Raw genomic sequence first — 19,105 nt, 5'->3', positions numbered from 1 at the left:
GCATCCTGCTGCGCCCGGCTTTTCGAGATGTCGAATATCATCTGATCGGCAATTGTTTGGAACCTGACGATTAGGTGTAACAGATACCGACCGGCCCCAATTCACTAAGGAGAACGATGAGGCGAATTGCACCCGCCACGATCGCGATGGCCATGCTCCTCTTCAGCGGATGTTCAGCTTCACAGGTCATCAACACAGGTGGCGACACGAAGTGCAAAGACTTCACCGCGCAGGACGAGAAGAAGCAGAATGAGGAAGTCAGCAAGATGCTGAAGGACAAGAGCGGTGCTGAACCGAACAATCTGGAGATTTCGACTACGCGCGCGTCAGTGACGCTTTACTGCGGAACCGTCGGCAAGCCGGACAGCAAGATCTCGGAGGCGCCGCACGGCTGACGACTCAGCTCAGCGCCAATCGCCTCAACGCCACTTGATGCCGCACCCGATCGACGGCCGTTGATCGGAGTCGACCGGCCGCCCGTCGAGTACGGCGTCGACGGCCGCGCGCACGTCAGCGCCCGTCACCGGAAGCTCATTCTTGGGACGCGAGTCGTCGAGTTGGCCGCGGTAGACAAGTCGACGCTCACCGTCGAACACGAAGGTGTCCGGGGTGCAGGCTGCGGAGAAGGCCCGGGCCACGTCCTGGGTCTCGTCATAGAGGTAACGGAATGTCCAGCCATGACGGCGTGCCTCGGCGACCATTTGATCGGGCCCGTCTTGCGGGTAGGTAACGACGTCGTTGCTCGAGATGCCGACCATCGGAACGCCTAGACCAGCAAGGTCCCGGCCGAGCGCGGCGAGCCCGCCGGCGACGTGCTGGACGTACGGGCAGTGATTACAGATGAAGGCGACGACGAGCGCGGGACCCGTCAGCTCCTCGAGGCTGACGGTAGCGCCTGTTGCGGGCTCGGGCAGCGTGAACGACGGCGCGGGAGTGCCCAGGGCGAGCATTGTCGACTCGATGGCCATGTGCGCCAGAGTACCGAGTCCTAACCTTGAGTTCGCTTCTGCAGCGCTTCAGGGTTCGCGATGCGAATGGGCGTTCCGTTCAGCCATGCCACGATGGCTTCCACGCTGTCTTCGTAGAAGGCACCGAGCATTTCGCGGGTGACGTAGCCGAGGTGCGGGGACAATGTCACGTTCGGAAGTCGCCTCAGCGGGTGGTCGGGAGGCAGCGGTTCGATGTCATAAACGTCGAGTCCGGCCCCGGCGATGCGCTCAGCCCGAAGCGCGGCAATCAACGCGGCCTCGTCGACGATCGGGCCCCGGGACGTGTTGATCAAGTAGGCATGTGGCTTCATCAGTGCCAGCTCGGGTTCAGCGACCAGACCTCTCGTGCGCTCTGAGAGGACCAGGTGGATGGAGACCACGTCGGCTTCTTCGAACAGTGTCGCTTTGTCGACCCGGCGCGCGCCGACCTCTGCCGCGGCCCCCTCGGTCAGGTTCTGGCTCCATGCAATGACTTCCATGCCAAACACTTTCGCGTATTCGGCCATGCGTCTGCCGACCCTGCCGAGACCGAGAAGCCCGAGCGTCTTGCCCGACAAAGTCAGACCCATGGTGGTCTGCCAAGCACCGTCGCGCATGCGCCGATGTTCCTCGGCCAGATTGCGCACCGTTGCGATCATCAACCCCCAGGCCAGTTCCGGAGTGGCGTCGCGGACCGCGCTGAATCGGGGATTGGCGAAGTCTGAGTGGGCGACCAGGATCCCGCGTTCGCTGGCCGCGGCCATGTCCAGGTTCGGCAGGTTCCTGCCGACGATGGTGATCAGTTTCAGGTTCGGCAACCGCTCGATCAGCGTGCGCGGTAACGCCATCCGCTCGCGCAGCGTGCAGACCACATCGAATGGCCGCAACGCGGCCACAGCCTCCGCCTCAGCGAGGTGGCGGTCGAAAACGGTTACCTCGGAGCGCATTTGCACTGGCGTCCAGTCCGCAAGGCGAAGGGCCATGCCCGCGTAGTCGTCGAGTATCGCCACCTGGGGCATGCCGTCTCCGTTCGCCGTCCGACAGCTTTCTACGACACGCGAACCTTAGCGCGGCCCGAAAAAGCTGGAACCGTCCGCGTCCGGCTGAATCTAGCCCGCTACCAAACGTCCTCAGCACGAGAAGTACCGAATTCACGGAGGTGAAAGTCGTCATGTTCGAACTTATACTGTTCGCTCACCTCGTCGCTAAGCCGCACGCGCCTCAAGCGTTGGTCGAATAGCTTGTATTGCAACGCGTTTCAGGCATAAATTTGCCCAAAGTCGCACTCGCCGAACTTGCGGGGCGTTGCTGAGTTAGTCGCGGGGCGAGCCCGGGTATCTTCCCGAGGATGGGATGGGTAACGGTTCACGCGGTGGCGATCGTGTCGGGTTTGCTCGCCGCATTTTGGGCCGCGGTGGGCATTGTGGTTCGGCAGCGAGCGGCACAAGCAGTTCCCGGTGACGAGGCGCTCTCAACGGCGATGGCGACGACCTTGGTTCGTCAACCGTTATGGTGGGCGGGAACGGTTGCGTCCGTTGCCGGCTACGTATTTCAGGCGCTGGCGCTGGCTCACGGATCTCTACTGCTGGTCCAGCCGTTGCTGATGTCGGCGCTGTTATTCGCTATGCCGTTGAGCGCACGGCTTTCGCGGCAACGCGTCAGTTGGGCCGACTGGGGTTGGGCGATGCTGCTGACGGCAGGGCTTGCTGTTTTCGTGCTCGTCGGCCAGCCCCACGAGGGCCATAACAGACCCCCGATACCAGCGTGGACCCTCGCGCTGGCGATCACGGTGCCGCTGGTGATCGTCTGCGTCGCGGCGGCCCACCGCACCGTCGGCCGCATACGCGCCACGTTGCTCGCCATTGCGGTTGCGGTCCTGCTCGGGATGATCGCGGTCTTGACCAAAATCTGCACACACCGCTTCGCTCTTGGCGGATGGCATGAACTCCTCACCGTCCCTGCGCCTTACCTGCTCGTTGCATTGGCGGTGACGGTCACTGTGGTGCAGCAGTCGGCGTTTCACGCCGGCGCATTACAGACGTCCGTACCGATCATGTTGGTGGGGGAGCCGGTCGTCGCGGTTCTACTGGGGGTTGTCGTCCTTGGTGAATATCTGACGGCAAGAGGCCCGGTTGCGCTGGTCCTCATAGCGGCCATCTTGGCGATGCTCGCCGCCACCATCGCACTGGGTCGAGATCAAGCCCCTGCTGCAGGCAATTCCGGGCAGCTGGAGCATTCTCCGTCGGACGCTGCCCTACGCATCGACTGACGAGTGAGGAGCTGCCCAGCAGCTCAAGCTCCGGCGAACCACGCGGTCGTCAGCGCGCGCGTCTCAGGCGGTGGGAACTGGGCGCCCGGGGCGCCCAATTGGCCGACTTTGACCGTCCACACCGGCCCCGAGCGGTCGATGCACGTCCCGGCGCCCTGGCTGGGCAGCCACAGAACGTCGACCTTTCCGCCGCACCAGTAGACGCCGACATACCCGTCGTCGCGCCCACCCCAGGAACCGCCGTTGCGGAATTGGCAACGCGTGCCGTCGTCGAGCAGCAGCGCGAACGGGTCTGGTGCAGCGGGGTGCTGCACCGGCGGGAGTTGACCGTCGTATGTCACGCGATGCAACAGCTTGTCCCATGGATTGTTCATGCATAGAAGGGATCCGGGCGTCGACGCCCAGCAGGTACCCGCACCGGCCGCGCTGGGCGAGCAGTAGTAGACGTTGTCGGCCACCGCCGACGGCGACGGTGTCGTGCAGTTGCTGGCCGTCGCGACATTTCCCTGCGCCGGCTCCTCCCGGTAGCCGTTGATCGGCTGGCCATCGGGCCCGACGGCCACCGTGGTGATCACCTCGGTGGGCGGGGGATCAGCGGTCGCGGGTCCGGCCGCTGAGACCGCAGCCAGAGCTATCGCCGCAATCGGCACTGCGACAACTCGCGAAACAACGTCCACCCCCCAAAGTTACCTGGCGAGCAGACGTAAAACCCCCCAAAACCAGTGGTTCTGGGGGGCTTTTGCGTCTGCTCGCCAGCGGGTTAGTGGGCTTGACCGAGCCGGTTCGCCGCGAAGGTCGCAGCCTGGTTAGTCATACCGGACTCGATATAGGAAACATGCGCGATTATGTTCCCGCCCCCGGAGCAAATTGGGTCATCGGGCGCGCACAGGCTGATGGTCTTGCCGCCGTACAGCGGGCTGATCGCCGGCAGCGGCCCGCCGCCCCACAACATGCTCGAGAAGTTACTGGTCGGCTCGCCGAACAGGGCGACAGCGGCAACATGGTCGGCCACCGAAGCCGGCAGCTGCGTGCTGGACAAATTGATCACGGTCGCGCCCTGGGAATACCCACCGAGCACGAGCTTGGTGTTCGGGCAGCTGGCGACGGTGTTCTGGATGTATCCGCTCGCGTCGTCGGCGCCGGCCGTCGCACTGTGGTGGTAGTCGTCGTTCGCCGGATAGTTGACCGCGTAGACCCCGACGGACCTTCCCTGAGCCTGCGAGGTAAGCGAGTCGACGAAAGCCTCGCCGATATTGCCGAGGCCAGGGTCCTGATGAGTGCCGCGAGCGAAGACCACCGCGACGTCGGAGCACGGATCGGCTGAAGCGGCAGGACTGAACAAGGGCGCGCTCAGCAGCGCCCACGTCGTCACAACCAGGACACCAACGATGCGGGCAAGACTGCGTTCAATCATGTGCAAATGCTGACATACCGCCGACGGCGGCCTCTCACAGCCCTACATCTGCGCCCAAACGACCTTGTCCTGCAGGTAGGTCTCGATGCCGGCTTTGCCTGATTCGTAGCCCCATCCGGATTGCTTGTATCCGCCGAAGGGCATGGAGTGGTCGTACTGCATCTGGCAGTTCAGGCCGACGGTTCCGGCCTTGAGACGCTTGGCCAGCCGATGCGCCCGGCCGAGGTCTTTGGTCCATGCGGTTGCGGCCAGTCCGTAGGTGCTGTTGTTGGCCAGAGCGACGGCTTCGTCCTCGTCCTCGAACGGCAGGATGGTCACGACGGGCCCGAAGATCTCCTCTTGGAAGAGCCTGCTGGAGTCGGGATCGACATTGGTGACGACCGTCGGGTGGACGAAGTAGCCCTTGCGGTCCAGGCGATGGCCGCCGGTGACGATCTCGACGCCATCGGACTTGCCCTGGTCGATGTAGCCCAGGACACGGTTGAGCTGCTTCTGGCTGATCAGCGGGCCGCTCATGGCGCCGTCTTCCTTCGGGCCGCCGAGCTTCAGGGTGTTCGCAATCGTCGCGATGCCTTCCACCACCCGCTCATACACCCCGCGCTGCGCGAAGATGCGCGAGCCGCATACACAGGCCTGTCCGGAGTGCACGAACGCGCCAAATGCCGCCAGTGTCATGGCTTTGCGCAAGCTGGCGTCGTCGAAGATCAGCACGGGGGACTTACCCCCGAGCTCCAGCGTCACCTTCTTGAGGTTGCTGCTTCCGGCGGCGTGCACGATTTCCCTGCCGACTTCCGTCGAGCCGGTGAAGGCGACTTTCTCGACATCAGGGTGTGCCGTGATGGCCGCACCGGCCGTGTGACCGTAACCGTTCACCAGATTCACCACGCCGTCGGGCACACCCGCTTCGGCCAGGATTCTGTTGAGCACCATCGCCGAAAGCGGTGTCTCCTCTGCGGGTTTGACGACGCTGCTGCAGCCCGCCGCCAGCGACGGTGCGAGCTTGGCGCAGAAATTGAACACCGGTCCGTTCCACGGGAAGATCAGGCCGACAACGCCGTAGGGTTCCCGCAGGGTGTAGGCGTGCATGTGGGAGTCGACACCCGTCAAACCTCCGGTGTTCACGTCGCGCGCAATACCGTCGATCTTGGTGCACCAGCCCGCGTAGTAGCGGAACCACTCGCCGCCGACTTTCACCTGCATCTCAGCCTGGGCCGGATACATGCCGGCGTTGAGCATTTCGAGCTCGGCGAGCAGCTCGGCGTTGTCGTCGATAAGGCCGGCGACCCGCCACAACACCTTGGCGCGGTCGTAGTCGGGTAGACCAGACCACACGCCCGCCTCAGCGGTCGATTTCGCGGTCGCGACGGCGTCGTTGACCGCATCGGGTCCACAGTCGGTGAACTCGGTGATCTGTTCCTCGGTGGCGGGATCGATGACCGGGATCACGTCGCCGGTACCAGGTCGTTCACGCACCTCGTCCAGCACCGACTGCACCGCCATGACGACTCCTTTTCGCACCCTATCGCCTCTGCCGCGACTGAATTCGTGGCCGAAGTTACGCGCTTAACCTCACCGTGTCTACCTGCCCGATCCGGCTAGCGACGCATCGCAATTGCTTACCTTCCTGCAAACCTGGCGCCGCAGTGGAAGTATCGCGAGAGTGGCCACAAAAAAACCGCAGACCATCTCTTACCCGGCGCCCGGCTCACGTCCCCGCCGCCACGACGCTGATCCGCTCGATCCCCACGTCATCGTCCTGTTCGGTGCGACAGGCGATCTGGCCAAACGCAAGCTGATCCCCGGTCTGGCTTACTTGGACCAGTCCGAGCTTGCGCCGAATATCGAAATCGTCGCGACGTCGCTGGAAGACATCTCCGACGACGAGTTTCGGGAACTCGCCAAGGAAGCGATCGACTCGTTCGGCACGCACAAGCTCAGTGACGAGCAGTGGGCCAACTTCGCAAAAATCGTCACTTATGTGCCGCAGGGTGCCGGACCCGAAGCTCTTGCCGACGCGGTCGCTGAAGCGGAAGCCAACCTGGGATCGAAGGTGAAGCGACTGCATTACCTGTCGGTCCCCCCCAAATCGGCACGCGACGTCATCACCATGCTGCGTGACGCCAAACTCGTCGAGCGGTCCCGGGTAGTTATGGAGAAACCGTTCGGCACCGACCTGGCCAGCGCAGTGTCGCTCAACGACTTCCTGCACGAAACATTCGAAGAGTCCCAGATCTTCCGCATCGACCACTTCTTGGGGAAGGAGGCAGCACAGAACATTCTCGCGTTCCGCTTCGCAAACGGCCTCTTCGAGCCGATCTGGAACCGCAACTTCATCGACCACATCCAGATCGACATTCCCGAAACCCTCGGTTTGGATCAGCGGGCCGACTTCTACGAGAGCACTGGCGCCTACAAGGACATGGTCGTGACCCACCTGTTTCAGGTGATGGCGTTCGTCGTGATGGAGCCGCCGACCGCGCTTGAACCGCGCGCCATCAGCGAAGAGAAGAACAAGGTGTTCCGGTCGATGCTGCCGGTCAAGACGTCGAATGTGGTGCGCGGCCAGTACAGCGGTTACCGCAAAGAAAAGGGAGTGGCAAAGGATTCCGACACCGAGACGTTCATCGCGCTCAAGGTCGGCATCGACAACTGGCGGTGGGCCGGTGTACCGATCTATCTCCGCACCGGCAAGAAAATGGCCGAGGGCATCCGCGTCATCTCGATCGCCTTCAAAGAGGCTCCCCGAACCATGTTCCCGCCGGGGTCGGGGGTTGGGACGCAAGGTCCGGATCACCTCACGTTCGACCTCGCTGACAACTCGAAGGTTTCATTGTCTTTCTACGGAAAGCGACCCGGGCCCGGAATGAAGCTCGACAAATTGTCGATGCAGTTTTCTTCGCAGGAGATCGACACGGTGGCCGATGTGCTGGAGGCCTATGAGCGGCTCATCCTCGACGCGATGCGTGGCGATCACACCCTGTTCAACACCGCCGAGGGCATCGAATCGTTGTGGGAACGTTCGGAGCAACTGCTCACCGATCCGCCGCCGGCCAAGATGTATCAGCCCGGGACGTGGGGGCCCAACGCCATTCATCAGTTGATCGCGCCCAATGCGTGGCGGCTGCCGTTCGAACGGGAATGGCGCGAGGCCAATCGCCAGTAGGCCCCGCCGGCACCTTCAGTCGGGGATGTAGTCGAACTCGTCGGGATGAGCTCCGGTGCGGCCGGGCTCACCGCGATCCAGGCCGGTGATGGCGTCCATGTTCTCTTCGGTCAGGTCGAAGTCGAAAATCTGGTAATTCTCCTTCATACGCTCAGGGTGCACCGACTTCGGAAAGACGATGTCGTCCCGCTGAATGTGCCAGCGAAGCACCACCTGCGCGGGCGACTTGCCCAGCGACTTCGCGATCCTGTTTATGACCTCGTCGTCGAGCACCTTGCCTTGTGCGATCGGTGACCACGCCTCGGTCTCGATCCCGTGTTCGCGGCCATAGACCCGTACCTGCTCGTTGCAGAAGTACGGGTGCACCTCGATCTGGTTGACTGCGGGCACGGTCTGCGAACCGTCGGAGATTAGCTCAAGATGCGCCATCTGGAAGTTCGAGACCCCGATGCTGCGGGCCCGCCCGTCGCTGGCGAATTCCTCGAGCGTGTTCCAGGTAGACAGGAAATCGCCGTCGTACAGCGTGGGCAGGGGCCAGTGAATAAGGAAAAGGTCGACGTAGTCCGAGCCGAGCGCGGACAGAGTCGCATCAAACGCCCGGCGCGCATCGTCTGGGCGGTGAAACCCATTGTTGAGTTTGCTGGTGACGAACACGTCGCCGCGGTCGAGTCCCGCGTCACGAATGCCTTGGCCCACTTCCTTTTCGTTGCCGTACATCTCCGCGGTGTCGATGTGGCGATAGCCCACCTCGAGAGCGGCACGAACTGCGGCGGCAGTTTGATCGGGCTCAATCTGAAAGACACCGAACCCCAGCTGCGGGATGGAGTTCCCGTCGTTGAGGGCGATTGACGGAACAGTGCTCATGCGTTCAGCCTTTCAGGTCCATTGGGCGATTCTGACTGGGATGCCCACTTCTGCCGCTAACCCAACGCCGATCGTCCGGGACGCCCCGCCGTAGTCGACGGGAACCGGTCTACGAGAACATGAACGAACTTGACTACAGAAAGTGACGCCATGGCACCGACTCTGCGCCCGCGCCGATCCGCCCTCTATCTGCCCGGCAACAACGCCCGGGCATTGGAGAAGGGGAAAACGTTGCCCGCGGATGTGTTGATTTTCGACCTCGAGGATGCCGTTGGACCCGACGCCAAAGCCGACGCGAGGGAACGGGTGTGCGCCGCCGCCTCGTCCGGAAACTACCGACCTCGTGAGGTCGTGGTGCGCATCAACGGCTTGGGCACCGACTGGCACGACGCCGATCTGGCCGCTGCGGCCGATTCGGGCGCCCACGGGGTGCTCGTGCCGAAAGTGGAGTCAGGCGACCAGGTCCAGGCGTTGGTCACCACCCTCGACACGCTCGATGCACCGGAATCTTTGCAGTTGTGGGTGATGATCGAAACGCCCCGAGCCTTTCTGCGGGCTGAGGAAATCGCCTCTGCCAGCGATCGTTTGGCTGGGCTGGTGGTCGGCACCAACGACCTCGTGAATGATCTGCACGCACTGCACGTGGCCGGACGTGCACCGATTGTGCCCGCCTTGGCCTTGGCGGTGTTGGGCGCGCGGGCGGCCGGAAAAGCCGTCTTTGATGGCGTGTTCAACAACATCGCTGACGAAGCCGGCTTTCAAGCGGAAGCTCGACAAGGTCGCGAGATGGGCTTCGACGGCAAGACCCTGATCCATCCGTCCCAGATCGCGCCGGCCAATGATGTCTTTGGTCCGACGCGAGACGAGCTGGCTGACGCCCGCAAGATCGTCGCGGCCTACGAGGAGGCCAGCGCCGCGGGCAGCAGTGTCATCACGGTCGACGGCCGCATGATCGAAAGCCTGCACGTCCGAGAGGCGCAACGGATCCTGGCCCTAGCCGACCTCATCGCCGAAATGGAATGAGTCGGTTCGTCGCGGCTAGGCTTTACCGTTCCGCTCGATCCACTGGCTGAGCGCATCCTCGAGCGCCGTTGAGACTCCCACCCCGGCAGCGTCGGCCGCCTGCTCGAAGCGCTCGACCAAATCCGTCGAAACTGAGGCACTCAGCTTGGAACGTTCCGGTTTCGGCTTCGGCGGCGGGGAGACCGGCACATGTCGCGAGGCGCTCGCGTCCATGGTTTCGCGCAATGCCGGTATTTCGTCCAGTAAGCGGGCGAGATCATCGCGCTCGATACGCAGCACCTCGGCCGGGCCGGTCGTCGTTACGGTCGCGGAACGCAATTTCCCACGGCGCAGCGCAGATTCGCCGATCACCTCGCCCGCGCCCAACATGGCAATGCGGTCGTCGCCGACATACACGCCTACCTCGCCGCTGAGCATGATGTAGCAGGAATCCGACGGAGTCTGCTCCTGAATCAGTGGCCATGGCGCGGACCGCGAAATGTGATGTGCCGATCCGACGAGAAGCTCTAACTCATCGTCCGAGAACTTGTCGAATGTGGCGAATTCGCGTAGCCGACGGGCGTCTTTTCCAATTCCTTGCTCGTCTACCTTCATGGTTGGCTCCTGAGCGCGATGTGAACCGTGACATCGAGGAGCCTAACGCGGAAATTGCGTCAGGACGGGCGGAATAGCGGCTGCGAATACGCGTGGTCGCGGGCAGCCGACGATCGGCTCAGCTTTCCGTGTTCGGCGTGGGACTCTGCGCGGACTCCCACTTTGCCTGCAGTGACGTCCTGACGACGTCGCCGGCGTCAAATTCGAGTTGAAAGGTTTCACCGCCATCGTCTTGGAGCGTGACGAGATACCCTGCGTCCGCGACGTCCTTGAACACCACTTTGTAGGACCGTTCACCACCGCCGCGGACGATAACGATGATGTCGCCGGGAGCGACGTCGTCGATCCGGGCGTTCCCGGAGACTTCAGACATGTCGTCGACGGTAGTCGATACGCAGTCGACGGCCACTAGGGCCTGTCGGCGCTGTCGGCGCTGTCACGTATCGGCCCGCTAAGCCGTCTAGCGATTGAGGACGAAAACACTCATTGCGAAAGGCGGGATCATGAATCGCTCGGGCGCGCTGGCGCGGACATACCTATATGCGGTGACGGGACTGGTGGGGCTGACGACCGCTGGGATCGGGATCTGGTGTCTCGTCGGCCCACGCTCATTCGCCGCCGCTGTCAACTTCGAGACACATCTGCACTTCCTGCACGACGTCGGCGCGTTCCAGCTAGGGCTGGGCATCACGCTGCTGCTCGCGCAGATATGGGCCGACGCGTTGGCCACCGCACTCGCGGGATTCATCGTGGCGAACACTGTGCACACGGTGAACCATGTGATGGACCTCGACCTCGGTGGTTCGGTCGCTCAAGCTTGGACGCTGGGCGCGATGTCAGTGGCCCTGGTTGTGGCCTTCGTGCTGCGGCTGCACCAACTCGGCTATGTGCTGGGCAGGGTCGGCGCCGCGGCAGACCAGACGCTGGCGCCGTTCGTACGGCAGAAGACCATCAGCCTCACTACGTTTCGCAAAGACGGCACTCCCGGTTCCAGTCCGATAAGCATCGTGGTCGACGGCGACCGCGCATACTTCCGCAGTTTCGAGCGGGCAATCAAAGTGCGCCGTATCCGTCGGGATCCACGCGTCGAATTCGGCCCGGCCACCGGATCCGGCAAGCCGACGGGATCCGTACAACCCGGCTGCGTGCGCCTGTTAGATGGTGCTGAATATCGGCGGGCCGCACGTCTGCTGCGGCAGAAGTATCCCGTCCTGCATGGCGTGCTGGTGCCCACGGCCCACCGACTGATGCAGTCCAAGTTCGGCCACACGGTACATGCGGAATTGATTCCGTCGTCTGCCGCACGCTGACGAGAAGCTAACGCGCCAGCCGCCGGAAGAGGGCGGTAGGGAAACCTAGCCCTTAATCCGGCGGCTCCGACTCTGAGCCCTCGGTGGCAGCTTGTTCGCGATCGCTTGGTTTGCCGGGAACGCCTTTAGCCTCGCGTTCACCGGCGACCTTCTCGTCGAGCCGATCCACGATGCTTTCCAGCTCTTGCGCACGGGTGAAGTTCTCATTTTCGGGTTTCGTCATCATCGCTCCCATCGGCTTCACGTTCTCGGGCAGCGACCTTCATCGATGCGAGCCCGTGGCAGTCTCATACCCTGACATCGCTTACTAGAACCTTTGTCGGCTTGCATTGGTTTTGCCGCAACCCGTCGGCGATGTATTCGGCTGTGCGGCCTAAGAATTCGCTCCGCTCTCGGTAGGCCCAGCGAAGGTGCCCGAAGGACAGCAAACCGGCGGCCGTTCCAACCGATCCGGGCGCGCGCATCAGGCGAGCTCCAGTTTGAGGTAGGCATGGATGGTTGTCTGCCCTGCAGTGGTATAGATGCGCACCAGATCGGCCAATCCGTTGACCACATGCAGTCCGCGCCCGCGAATTGTGTCGCTGTCATACGGTCGCCGCCCCGCGAGCGGGTCGTCGAGGTAGCCGTTGTCGCGCGCCTCGCAAATCAGATGACCATCGTGCTGCCACAGCGCGAGCCGGCATGGCGCGCCACTCTGTTGAAGACCACTGGTCGCCAACTCGTTGGCGATCAACTGCAAATCGATTGTTACGTGCGACGGCAAGTCGAACCACTGCCCATACACCGCAGCGAACTGGCGAACCCCGCTCAGGTCCGCGAGCTCGCTCACGGTATAGGTAACCGCCATTGAGCTGCTGGCCAGCGGACGGTTGTAACGCTCCCAAACGGCAGTCGGCGCGAACGCGAGGCTGTCCTGCTGGGGCATTCCGGCCTGCCACAGCACCGGGTGTGTGATACGAGCATCGGCGATCACCGTGGGGTCGAGCCGCGTGACGTCGTAGGGGCAGAGCACGGTCAGGTCGCGTCCGGCGAACGCGTTGTTGATCAACGCTTCATGCTGCACGCATGCGGGATACTCCGCCTCCGATCGGCCCGGCCAGATTGGCTCGCCGATCATCCCGACCGACTGTGGGGCGTGCCTCTGCGCAAAAGCGCTGAGCACACCGCCAAGGATTCGGCCGGGATTGCGGCCCGCATCTGTCATGTCGGCCATGGTGATCTCGGCCGCGGCAGGGCCTAGGGCGTCGCGCAGCAATGTCAGGTTTGGTCCCGGTACTGCTACCAGCAGTGGGCGACCAGCCTCCAGCCCTTCGGTGATAAAAGGCAGCAGACCGTCCAAATACTCTTGCTTGGATTGATAGAAGAGCGCGGGATGCAGGAAGGCACCGAGGTCGAGTTGTGCAGACGTCGTCATGTCCACGCTCCCGCGAATAGATCAGCTGCATCAAGGCCACACGTATTGACCCCGCCGCTTCCAAAGTGCAGCATCCGCCCCGAGGCTTAGACCGCTGGATAGAAGACTACGCCCGCCATCGGTGTGAGTGAGTTAGCGAGATGGCAACCCGGCGGCAGTCATCAGGGGAGGGGGTCAGCTAGCCGGCGAGGTCGCGGGCGACTATCCGAGGCGACAGCGACATCATCAGCGGGCCATCGGGGCCGCCGGTGAAGGTCAGTTCCCGTCGCAACCGTTGGCCGGGTAGCAGGTCGAGCTCAAACCGCTGGGCTAGCGTGGCGATGGCGAGGACGGCTTCGAGATTGGCAAATCCGGACGCGACGCACATGCGCTTGCCGGCGCCGAACGGAATATGTGCCCTGCGCAGCGCCGGGTCGAAGTTGTCCTTGAGGAAGCGCGCCGGGTCGAAGGTGCTTGGGTCCTGCCATACCCGCGGGTTGTGGTGCACACCATGGATGAGGATCGCGACATGAGTGCCCGCTTTGATCGGGTAATCGCCGAGCACGTCGTCGGATCTGGCCACCCGGGCCAGCCCCATGATGGGCGGGTACACGCGCATCGCCTCCGCCACTACCGCCTGAGTCCACGGCAGGTTGTCGACGTCGGCGGCGGTGGGTTTGCGTCCGCCGAGCGCCTCGTCGAGTTCGCGACCCAGCCGGGCACGTGCCGCCGGGTCTGCGAGAGGAGATGCCAGGTCCAGGCCAGCGCGGCGGCGGTGGTTTCGAAACCCGCGCCCAGGAAGGTCATCAGTTCGTCGCGGATCTCCACATCGGTGTAGCGGTAACCGGTTTCGGGATCCTCGGCCGCGATCAGCAAGGCCAGTAGATTGTCGGTGCGGTCGATCGTCCCGCTGCGCTAGTCGGCGATCAGCCCGTCGATGAATCGCTCGATGCGGCGCAGGCCGCGCATGGTACGAGGCGCCGTAACGCTGGCGCCAAGGCGAAGCGCGTTGATGGCCAGCCTCGGTGAGCGTGCCGCGAGCGGGGCAGGACCATGCCGGCCGAGGCGATCAGCGAACCAACGCAGCGGCCGAGCCACTCCGCCCATGAAACCGTATCCGAATAACGTGAGTAGCCGAGCGAAGTCGAGCCGCATACGTTCGGCTAGCTCCCCAGTGAGATCGATGCCGAACATGGTGCGGGCAATGATGTCCATTGTCAGGTAGTTCATCTCGGCCGCGACGTCGATCGGGCGCCCGGCCTGGGCGTGGGCTTGCCAGCGTTCGCAGGCGTCCACGGCGGCCGCGGTCATTTGCGGGGCGAGGCTATCAACTTGGCGCTTGGCGAAAAGCGGCTGAACCAACCGGCGATTACGTTGCCACAGTTCGTCATTGAGGTCGGTGACCAAACCGCGACCGAACGCGACGGCGAGCAGGTCGTATTCGGCGTTCTTGGCGTAGTTGTCCTGGTTGGACACCAACACGTGTCGGGCGATGTCGGGATTGCGCACTATCAGGAACTTCGCCAGCGGCGCGCGGGCCACCACTATGTCGTCCTGTCCGGGCAACTGGGCAGCGAAGTCATAAATGGTGTGTCGGTAACCGGCCCAAATTGCCTTGAGCGCCAACTGCCACGACCGCAACCAGCCCACCCGCGTGTGATGCCATCGCACAAAAGCGGGCGTCCAACGCGGGGGATACAGTTCTGCGCGATTGCTCATCAACGGACCTCGCTCCGCTAATCGAAACCTAGACGCGATACCGCTGGTACCGGGTACTTAGAAAACACCGTACCGCGGGTACCGCATACACGCTAGGCCGAAAATCCGCTCGGCCTAGGCCAGCGGATGCCGCGCGGCACGGTCGGTTTTACCGGTTCCCGCATCCGGGTAAAGCTGTGAATATCAGCCTGCACGACAGGAGAGGAAGGACCGATGGGCGACACCTCCCGCGATCCACTCGACGAACAACGGACGAGCCGCCCGCGCGTCGGGCAAGCACTGAAAAATCCGGCCAAAGCCGGCGGGATACTTTTGGTCGCCATCGGGGTGGTGGCCCTCGCCATCTGCCTGTTCAGCTTCGCCCAGGGATACGTTGGCGTCGGAATCGCCTCAGCCGCCGTATCGTTGCTGTTGGCCGGCGCAGGGCTGGCCTGGTTGGCGAGGGAAGCAAAGCGCCTCCGCGAACTTGAAAGTCAGCGAAACACCAACCCCCGCGGCCCAGTTGCCTGACCGACTCGCGTGGCTCAGTCGATTTAAGACACGGGCAATTGCAGGTACGAAGCGTGTGATCCGCCCGTGTGGATGACGTGTTGGCCGAGTTTTGTGGCAGGTATTCGCGATTTCCGGGCATCATGGGGCCGAACAAATTTTGGCCGCTGACAACGAGTCGGAGTTGCTGGCCGGGACGGAAAGCCAGGCCGATTGGGGAAAGGTCGACTTCGATCTCCGCGATCTCGCCCGGCCGAAGCTTCTCGACCCGGTCGAAGGTATGGACTGGGATGTCGTCGGTGGACAGCGACTTGTCCAAGTGACGCATCGACACGCGGAGGCGGCCGTTGGATCCCTTGTACCGCAAGATGGAGGCACCTCGTTCGGTGACGTCGTGCATCCTCGCACTTTGATTGGGGACAGTGAACGCCTGCAGTGGCGTCCCATGCGCGTCCAACTTCTGGACGAAGACGAACAAGTCCATGTCATCGGCGTCATCGGCGTCGCTCACCTCGACCCAGAGCCGTGCCTTCGGATAGCCGACCAGCACGGTCTCCTCCTCGAAGCGAACGATGAAGGACGCCCAACCTGGGTTTGCCTGCGCGCTGTATGCGACGGTCATCTCGTCGGCGGGCGCTTCCGTACGCAGTGCTCGCGCGCGGCCGTCGAGGTAGTACTTGGTGGACGTGACTCCCTCGGGCGGGAACTGCCCGGCGGGTAGGTTCACCCGGTCGCCACCTTCGAGATCGAGAACGGAATATCGGACGCGCGGTGTCAGTTCCCAACCGTTGTCCGCACCCTTGAGAAAGTGATCGAAGAATCGGCGAAGGTCTTCCCGGTTCGCCTCGTCGTAATAGTCGGGCCACTCCTGGCTGTTGTGGATGCGAAGCCACTTCTGCTTCGACTCGATCTTCCGCCAGCCTCGAAACGTGCCGATCGTGTGCAAAGTGTTTGAGTAGCTGGCAACGACATACGCCGGCACCGTGATCCTGTCGAGGCGAGGTATTTTGTTCTCCCACAAGCTATTCATCGTCGGGTAGCGCTTAGCCTCGGCGAGAATGTCTTCCTTACGGTTCTTGCCCCAGAACGCGCTCTCTTGGAGCATCTGGGCAAAACCGGTGTCCGGTATGCCGCCACGCATCACCAGATCGCGGTAGGTGTCGCTCACGCCTTCCCAGGGGTTGATCGCCGCCAGGTGCGGAGGTTGTTTGGCCGCCGTAAACCACTGCGCGGCAGCGAGATACGACGTCCCGCTCATCGCGACCTTACCGTTGCACCAGTCCTGGACGCCCAGCCACTCAATCAGGTCGTAGCCGTCGCGACCTTCCTGTCGATCCCACAGCACGCTGTCGCCCTCGGAGTTGACCGTGCCCCGCATATCCGGGTTGCAGATCGCGTAGCCGTGGGCGCACCAATAGGCCGGGTCGGGGCCCTCGAACTTGTGCAGTCCCGAGACGATGCCATGGTCCAGCCCGACCAGCTCGAAGACCCCCATCGCGCTGGGGGAGCTGCCTTGCCCCTTACCGTACGGACTCCACGCAACGATCACCGGTACTTTTTCGGTGCCGACCGGCCGAAGCACGTCGATGTAGATGGACACGCCATCGCGCAGGGTGACTGCGATGTCCTTCTCGAGCACGATGTCGACTGGCAAGGGTTTGAAAGCGGGTGCGAGCCGAAAGCCGGTGGGCAGGGTGCGAGTGCCCGGCTCAAACCCGCTGAGCACCCCGTATCTGTCACCCGGGCCTAGCGGGTGCGACGGCGCGAAGACCATACTTTCACTGCTCATGTGCAGTCCCTTCCGGAATTTTTCACGGCGCACCTGGATGCCCGAAGCTCGCTGTAAGGGCGTCCTGTCCTCAGAGGTGATGCCCGTTGTTCAGGGTTGACAAGCGGATTCGAGTGGGATCACTGGACCGCCGGATTGCAGAGACAAGAGATACAGGTAGCTTTGCAGCGAGTGTTCGCACCCCGGATTGAACTTGACCAAGATTTTTACCGGAAGTGGCAAAAACTGAATCGGGTTTAACTCATACGGGTTGAGGACATGCTCATAGTCCTCGAGAGGTGGCAACGCCGGGACGATGTCCAGGCGATTTGCGATCCGATGGGGAGTTCTTGACCACCTGGTCGTACGTGCTTGCAAACAGCGAATCCCCTGTCCGCGGACTGCCATAGGTGTAAATGGTCGGGTCGCTGAAGACGGTATTCGCCGCCACGTCGAGAGCGAGCAGGGTCGCAAGTGCTCCTCCGAGGCTGTGACCACAAATCGTGACCGAGCTGACGGGGCGCGGATACCGAAGCTTCGCCAACGCGTTGACCACAGCCGGCGAATTCGGCGCAACACTCGTTCTCAGGGATTCATACATGGCGGTGAAGCCGTCTTCCGTCTTGCCGGCGCCGGTGAGGAAGGGGCATGGCACCTGGAGGAAATCGGCGTCGTGGATCCATTCCAAGATTCCTTCGGTACCCCGGATCGCGATCACCACCTCGCCCGCTTTATCCGCCTGACAGATCAACCCTATGGAGACTTCGTCGTTGGCTCGGCTCGGGTTGATGTCGGTCGCAAGATCGTTGGCGTAGATCGTCGTGACCACCGTGTAGTCGGTTCCACCGGCGTTTAGCTTCTCACCGGCCCTGTTCGTCAAGTCGCTGGGCGGGGTGTCATAGGTCGAGTTCACCAGCTGGCCGCATTTTATTGCCGTCATTACATCCATCGTTGGCTGCGCCGGCAAAGCTTCTCCGCCCAGGTCGCTTCGAGAAATATCCATTTGCATGGTACTGCGGCATCTTTGCGAGGCGGTGTTTCTTGAAACGCGCGCCCGATGCGGCCGGATCGATACCTGGTTCGGATCGATGCGAAAATTTCGTGACGGTTTCAGTTGCGCAAAGGTACTGCAGCTTACCCGCGATGCGGGGGGCGATATCGCCTGTTTGGCTTAGTGTTGGCAGCTATGGCCGACCTGGACAATCACGTGAAGCGCTGGCGCACAGCGCTTCACGTAACCGTGTCGGCATTGTTTGTTGGCGTCCTCGGACTCGCCATCCCCCCTGTAGCCCATGCGGCTGCGGCTACGGCGACGTTGTCGGTGTCACATTCGTGGCAGACCGGCTTCATCGCCCACTTCACCGTCACCAACCCGAGCGTGACGCCGCTATCGGATTGGAAGCTGGAATTCGACTTGCCCGCGGGAGAATCCGTCTTGCACCCGTGGAACAGCACCATCACGCAGTCTGGCACGCACTATGTTCTCACCCCTGCGAATTGGAATCGCACCATTGCACCCGGTGGTTCGGCCACCGGTGGATTCAGAGGCGTGCTGAGCGGTACGTACTCGCCACCGGTGAATTGTGTGCTCAACGGGCAATATCCTTGCACCTAGACACGACTGCGCACTGAAGCTCGATTTCCGGGATTCATCAACCCCACGCCGTATAGCGACTGCGCCACAAACGGGTTCCCCGCACCCGAATTCCCCGGCGGGGGAGCGGCGCTCGCCAACCGCTCCGAAGGCGTGCATCGAAATCCGTTGCTGTGAAGTGTATTAGCGACGAGCCAACCTTTCGGCGCCTCGCGGTCGTATGTCCGATCAGTCGTGTCTCGCCTCGTAGCGCAGCAGGACCGTGCCACCAGGGAAGGTGCGGTTCTCCAACAGTCGCAGCGAGATCCATGACGGCAGTGTTGGGAAGAACGGGGTGCCGCCGCCCACGAGGGTGGGCGCGACCACGATCCGGTACTCGTCCACCAGTCCGGCCTGCACGATCGGTGCGGCCAGCGTCGCGCCGGCCACTTCCAGCATGCCGTCGGTTTCGGCTTTCAGCTTCGTCACGACCTCGACCGGGTCACCGCGTTCCAGGCGGGAGTTCCAGTCGACGGACTCCAGCGTGCGCGAGAACAC

At 62.7% G+C, this 19,105-nt stretch carries 19 protein-coding genes and 1 pseudogene; 6 read left to right on the top strand and 14 right to left on the bottom strand.

Annotated features, from left to right (window positions below; genetic code table 11):
• Positions 1–116: 116 nt before the first annotated feature.
• Positions 117–395 (top strand): hypothetical protein, encoded by a 279-nt coding sequence (locus tag AC5Y21_RS24560; RefSeq protein WP_499916492.1) that lies wholly within the window; start codon positions 117–119, stop codon positions 393–395.
• Positions 396–419: 24 nt separating this feature from the next.
• Here AC5Y21_RS24560 and AC5Y21_RS24555 read toward each other — a convergent pair whose 3' ends face one another.
• Both AC5Y21_RS24555 and AC5Y21_RS24550 read right to left on the bottom strand, forming a co-directional pair.
• Complete coding sequence (locus tag AC5Y21_RS24555; RefSeq protein ID WP_499916490.1) at positions 420–968, bottom strand: thioredoxin family protein; 549 nt, start codon at positions 966–968, stop codon at positions 420–422.
• Between the two features lie 20 nt (positions 969–988).
• A complete protein-coding gene (locus AC5Y21_RS24550) occupies positions 989–1,987 on the bottom strand; it encodes a D-2-hydroxyacid dehydrogenase family protein (protein WP_499916488.1) in 999 nt (332 codons plus the stop codon).
• A gap of 329 nt (positions 1,988–2,316) precedes the next feature.
• Here AC5Y21_RS24550 and AC5Y21_RS24545 point away from each other — a divergent pair, with 329 nt between their 5' ends.
• A complete protein-coding gene (locus tag AC5Y21_RS24545; protein ID WP_499916486.1) occupies positions 2,317–3,237 on the top strand; it encodes a DMT family transporter in 921 nt (306 codons plus the stop codon).
• 23 nt (positions 3,238–3,260) lie between these two features.
• Here the strand turns inward: AC5Y21_RS24545 and AC5Y21_RS24540 are convergent, their stop codons facing one another.
• The 3 genes from AC5Y21_RS24540 to AC5Y21_RS24530 form a co-directional block, all read right to left on the bottom strand.
• Complete coding sequence (locus AC5Y21_RS24540) at positions 3,261–3,914, bottom strand: hypothetical protein (protein ID WP_499916484.1); 654 nt, start codon at positions 3,912–3,914, stop codon at positions 3,261–3,263.
• A gap of 83 nt (positions 3,915–3,997) precedes the next feature.
• The gene (locus AC5Y21_RS24535) at positions 3,998–4,651 is read right to left on the bottom strand and encodes a cutinase family protein (RefSeq protein WP_499916482.1); all 654 of its coding nucleotides are present in this window, start codon (positions 4,649–4,651) and stop codon (positions 3,998–4,000) included.
• Positions 4,652–4,693: 42 nt separating this feature from the next.
• Positions 4,694–6,151: an aldehyde dehydrogenase family protein gene (locus AC5Y21_RS24530; protein ID WP_499916480.1), complete on the bottom strand. Its 1,458-nt coding sequence runs from the start codon at positions 6,149–6,151 to the stop codon at positions 4,694–4,696.
• A gap of 160 nt (positions 6,152–6,311) precedes the next feature.
• On the opposite strand from AC5Y21_RS24530, the gene zwf reads away from it, so the two are divergent.
• On the top strand, positions 6,312–7,814 hold the full coding sequence (gene zwf / locus AC5Y21_RS24525) for a glucose-6-phosphate dehydrogenase (protein ID WP_499916478.1): 1,503 nt from the start codon (positions 6,312–6,314) through the stop codon (positions 7,812–7,814).
• Between the two features lie 15 nt (positions 7,815–7,829).
• Here the strand turns inward: zwf and AC5Y21_RS24520 are convergent, their stop codons facing one another.
• Positions 7,830–8,678, bottom strand: coding sequence for an aldo/keto reductase (locus tag AC5Y21_RS24520; RefSeq protein WP_499916476.1), 849 nt, complete (start codon positions 8,676–8,678; stop codon positions 7,830–7,832).
• A gap of 150 nt (positions 8,679–8,828) precedes the next feature.
• Between AC5Y21_RS24520 and AC5Y21_RS24515 the strand changes: the two genes are divergently transcribed.
• Complete coding sequence (locus AC5Y21_RS24515) at positions 8,829–9,701, top strand: HpcH/HpaI aldolase/citrate lyase family protein (protein WP_499916474.1); 873 nt, start codon at positions 8,829–8,831, stop codon at positions 9,699–9,701.
• Between the two features lie 15 nt (positions 9,702–9,716).
• Here AC5Y21_RS24515 and AC5Y21_RS24510 read toward each other — a convergent pair whose 3' ends face one another.
• Complete coding sequence (locus AC5Y21_RS24510; RefSeq protein ID WP_499916472.1) at positions 9,717–10,295, bottom strand: cyclic nucleotide-binding domain-containing protein; 579 nt, start codon at positions 10,293–10,295, stop codon at positions 9,717–9,719.
• Between the two features lie 118 nt (positions 10,296–10,413).
• Positions 10,414–10,668 (bottom strand): hypothetical protein, encoded by a 255-nt coding sequence (locus AC5Y21_RS24505; RefSeq protein ID WP_499916470.1) that lies wholly within the window; start codon positions 10,666–10,668, stop codon positions 10,414–10,416.
• Positions 10,669–10,798: 130 nt separating this feature from the next.
• Between AC5Y21_RS24505 and AC5Y21_RS24500 the strand changes: the two genes are divergently transcribed.
• The gene (locus AC5Y21_RS24500) at positions 10,799–11,605 is read left to right on the top strand and encodes a PPOX class F420-dependent oxidoreductase (RefSeq protein WP_499916468.1); all 807 of its coding nucleotides are present in this window, start codon (positions 10,799–10,801) and stop codon (positions 11,603–11,605) included.
• A 52-nt stretch (positions 11,606–11,657) separates the two neighbouring features.
• Here the strand turns inward: AC5Y21_RS24500 and AC5Y21_RS24495 are convergent, their stop codons facing one another.
• The 5 genes and pseudogenes from AC5Y21_RS24495 to AC5Y21_RS24475 all read right to left on the bottom strand — a co-directional run bounded on the left by AC5Y21_RS24495 (position 11,658) and on the right by AC5Y21_RS24475 (position 17,977).
• On the bottom strand, positions 11,658–11,828 hold the full coding sequence (locus tag AC5Y21_RS24495) for a hypothetical protein (RefSeq protein WP_499916466.1): 171 nt from the start codon (positions 11,826–11,828) through the stop codon (positions 11,658–11,660).
• A 240-nt stretch (positions 11,829–12,068) separates the two neighbouring features.
• Positions 12,069–13,019 (bottom strand): anti-sigma factor RsbA family regulatory protein, encoded by a 951-nt coding sequence (locus AC5Y21_RS24490; RefSeq protein WP_499916464.1) that lies wholly within the window; start codon positions 13,017–13,019, stop codon positions 12,069–12,071.
• A gap of 178 nt (positions 13,020–13,197) precedes the next feature.
• A pseudogene (locus tag AC5Y21_RS24485) lies at positions 13,198–14,717 on the bottom strand (cytochrome P450).
• Between the two features lie 352 nt (positions 14,718–15,069).
• Positions 15,070–16,995: a CocE/NonD family hydrolase gene (locus AC5Y21_RS24480; protein WP_499916462.1), complete on the bottom strand. Its 1,926-nt coding sequence runs from the start codon at positions 16,993–16,995 to the stop codon at positions 15,070–15,072.
• A 262-nt stretch (positions 16,996–17,257) separates the two neighbouring features.
• Entirely contained in the window at positions 17,258–17,977 is a 720-nt protein-coding gene (locus AC5Y21_RS24475) for a lipase family protein (RefSeq protein WP_499916460.1), read from the bottom strand.
• Positions 17,978–18,160: 183 nt separating this feature from the next.
• Here AC5Y21_RS24475 and AC5Y21_RS24470 point away from each other — a divergent pair, with 183 nt between their 5' ends.
• The gene (locus AC5Y21_RS24470) at positions 18,161–18,589 is read left to right on the top strand and encodes a cellulose-binding domain-containing protein (protein ID WP_499916456.1); all 429 of its coding nucleotides are present in this window, start codon (positions 18,161–18,163) and stop codon (positions 18,587–18,589) included.
• Between the two features lie 207 nt (positions 18,590–18,796).
• Here AC5Y21_RS24470 and AC5Y21_RS24465 read toward each other — a convergent pair.
• Positions 18,797–19,105, bottom strand: a 309-nt coding sequence (locus AC5Y21_RS24465; protein WP_499916454.1) for a dihydrofolate reductase family protein, incomplete at its 5' end; no start/stop codon positions are given.

The sequence above is a fragment of the Mycobacterium sp. NGS41 genome (assembly GCF_059812725.1).
Note: the sequence above shows the minus strand (reverse complement) of the source record. Positions and strands in the feature narration are given on the sequence as shown.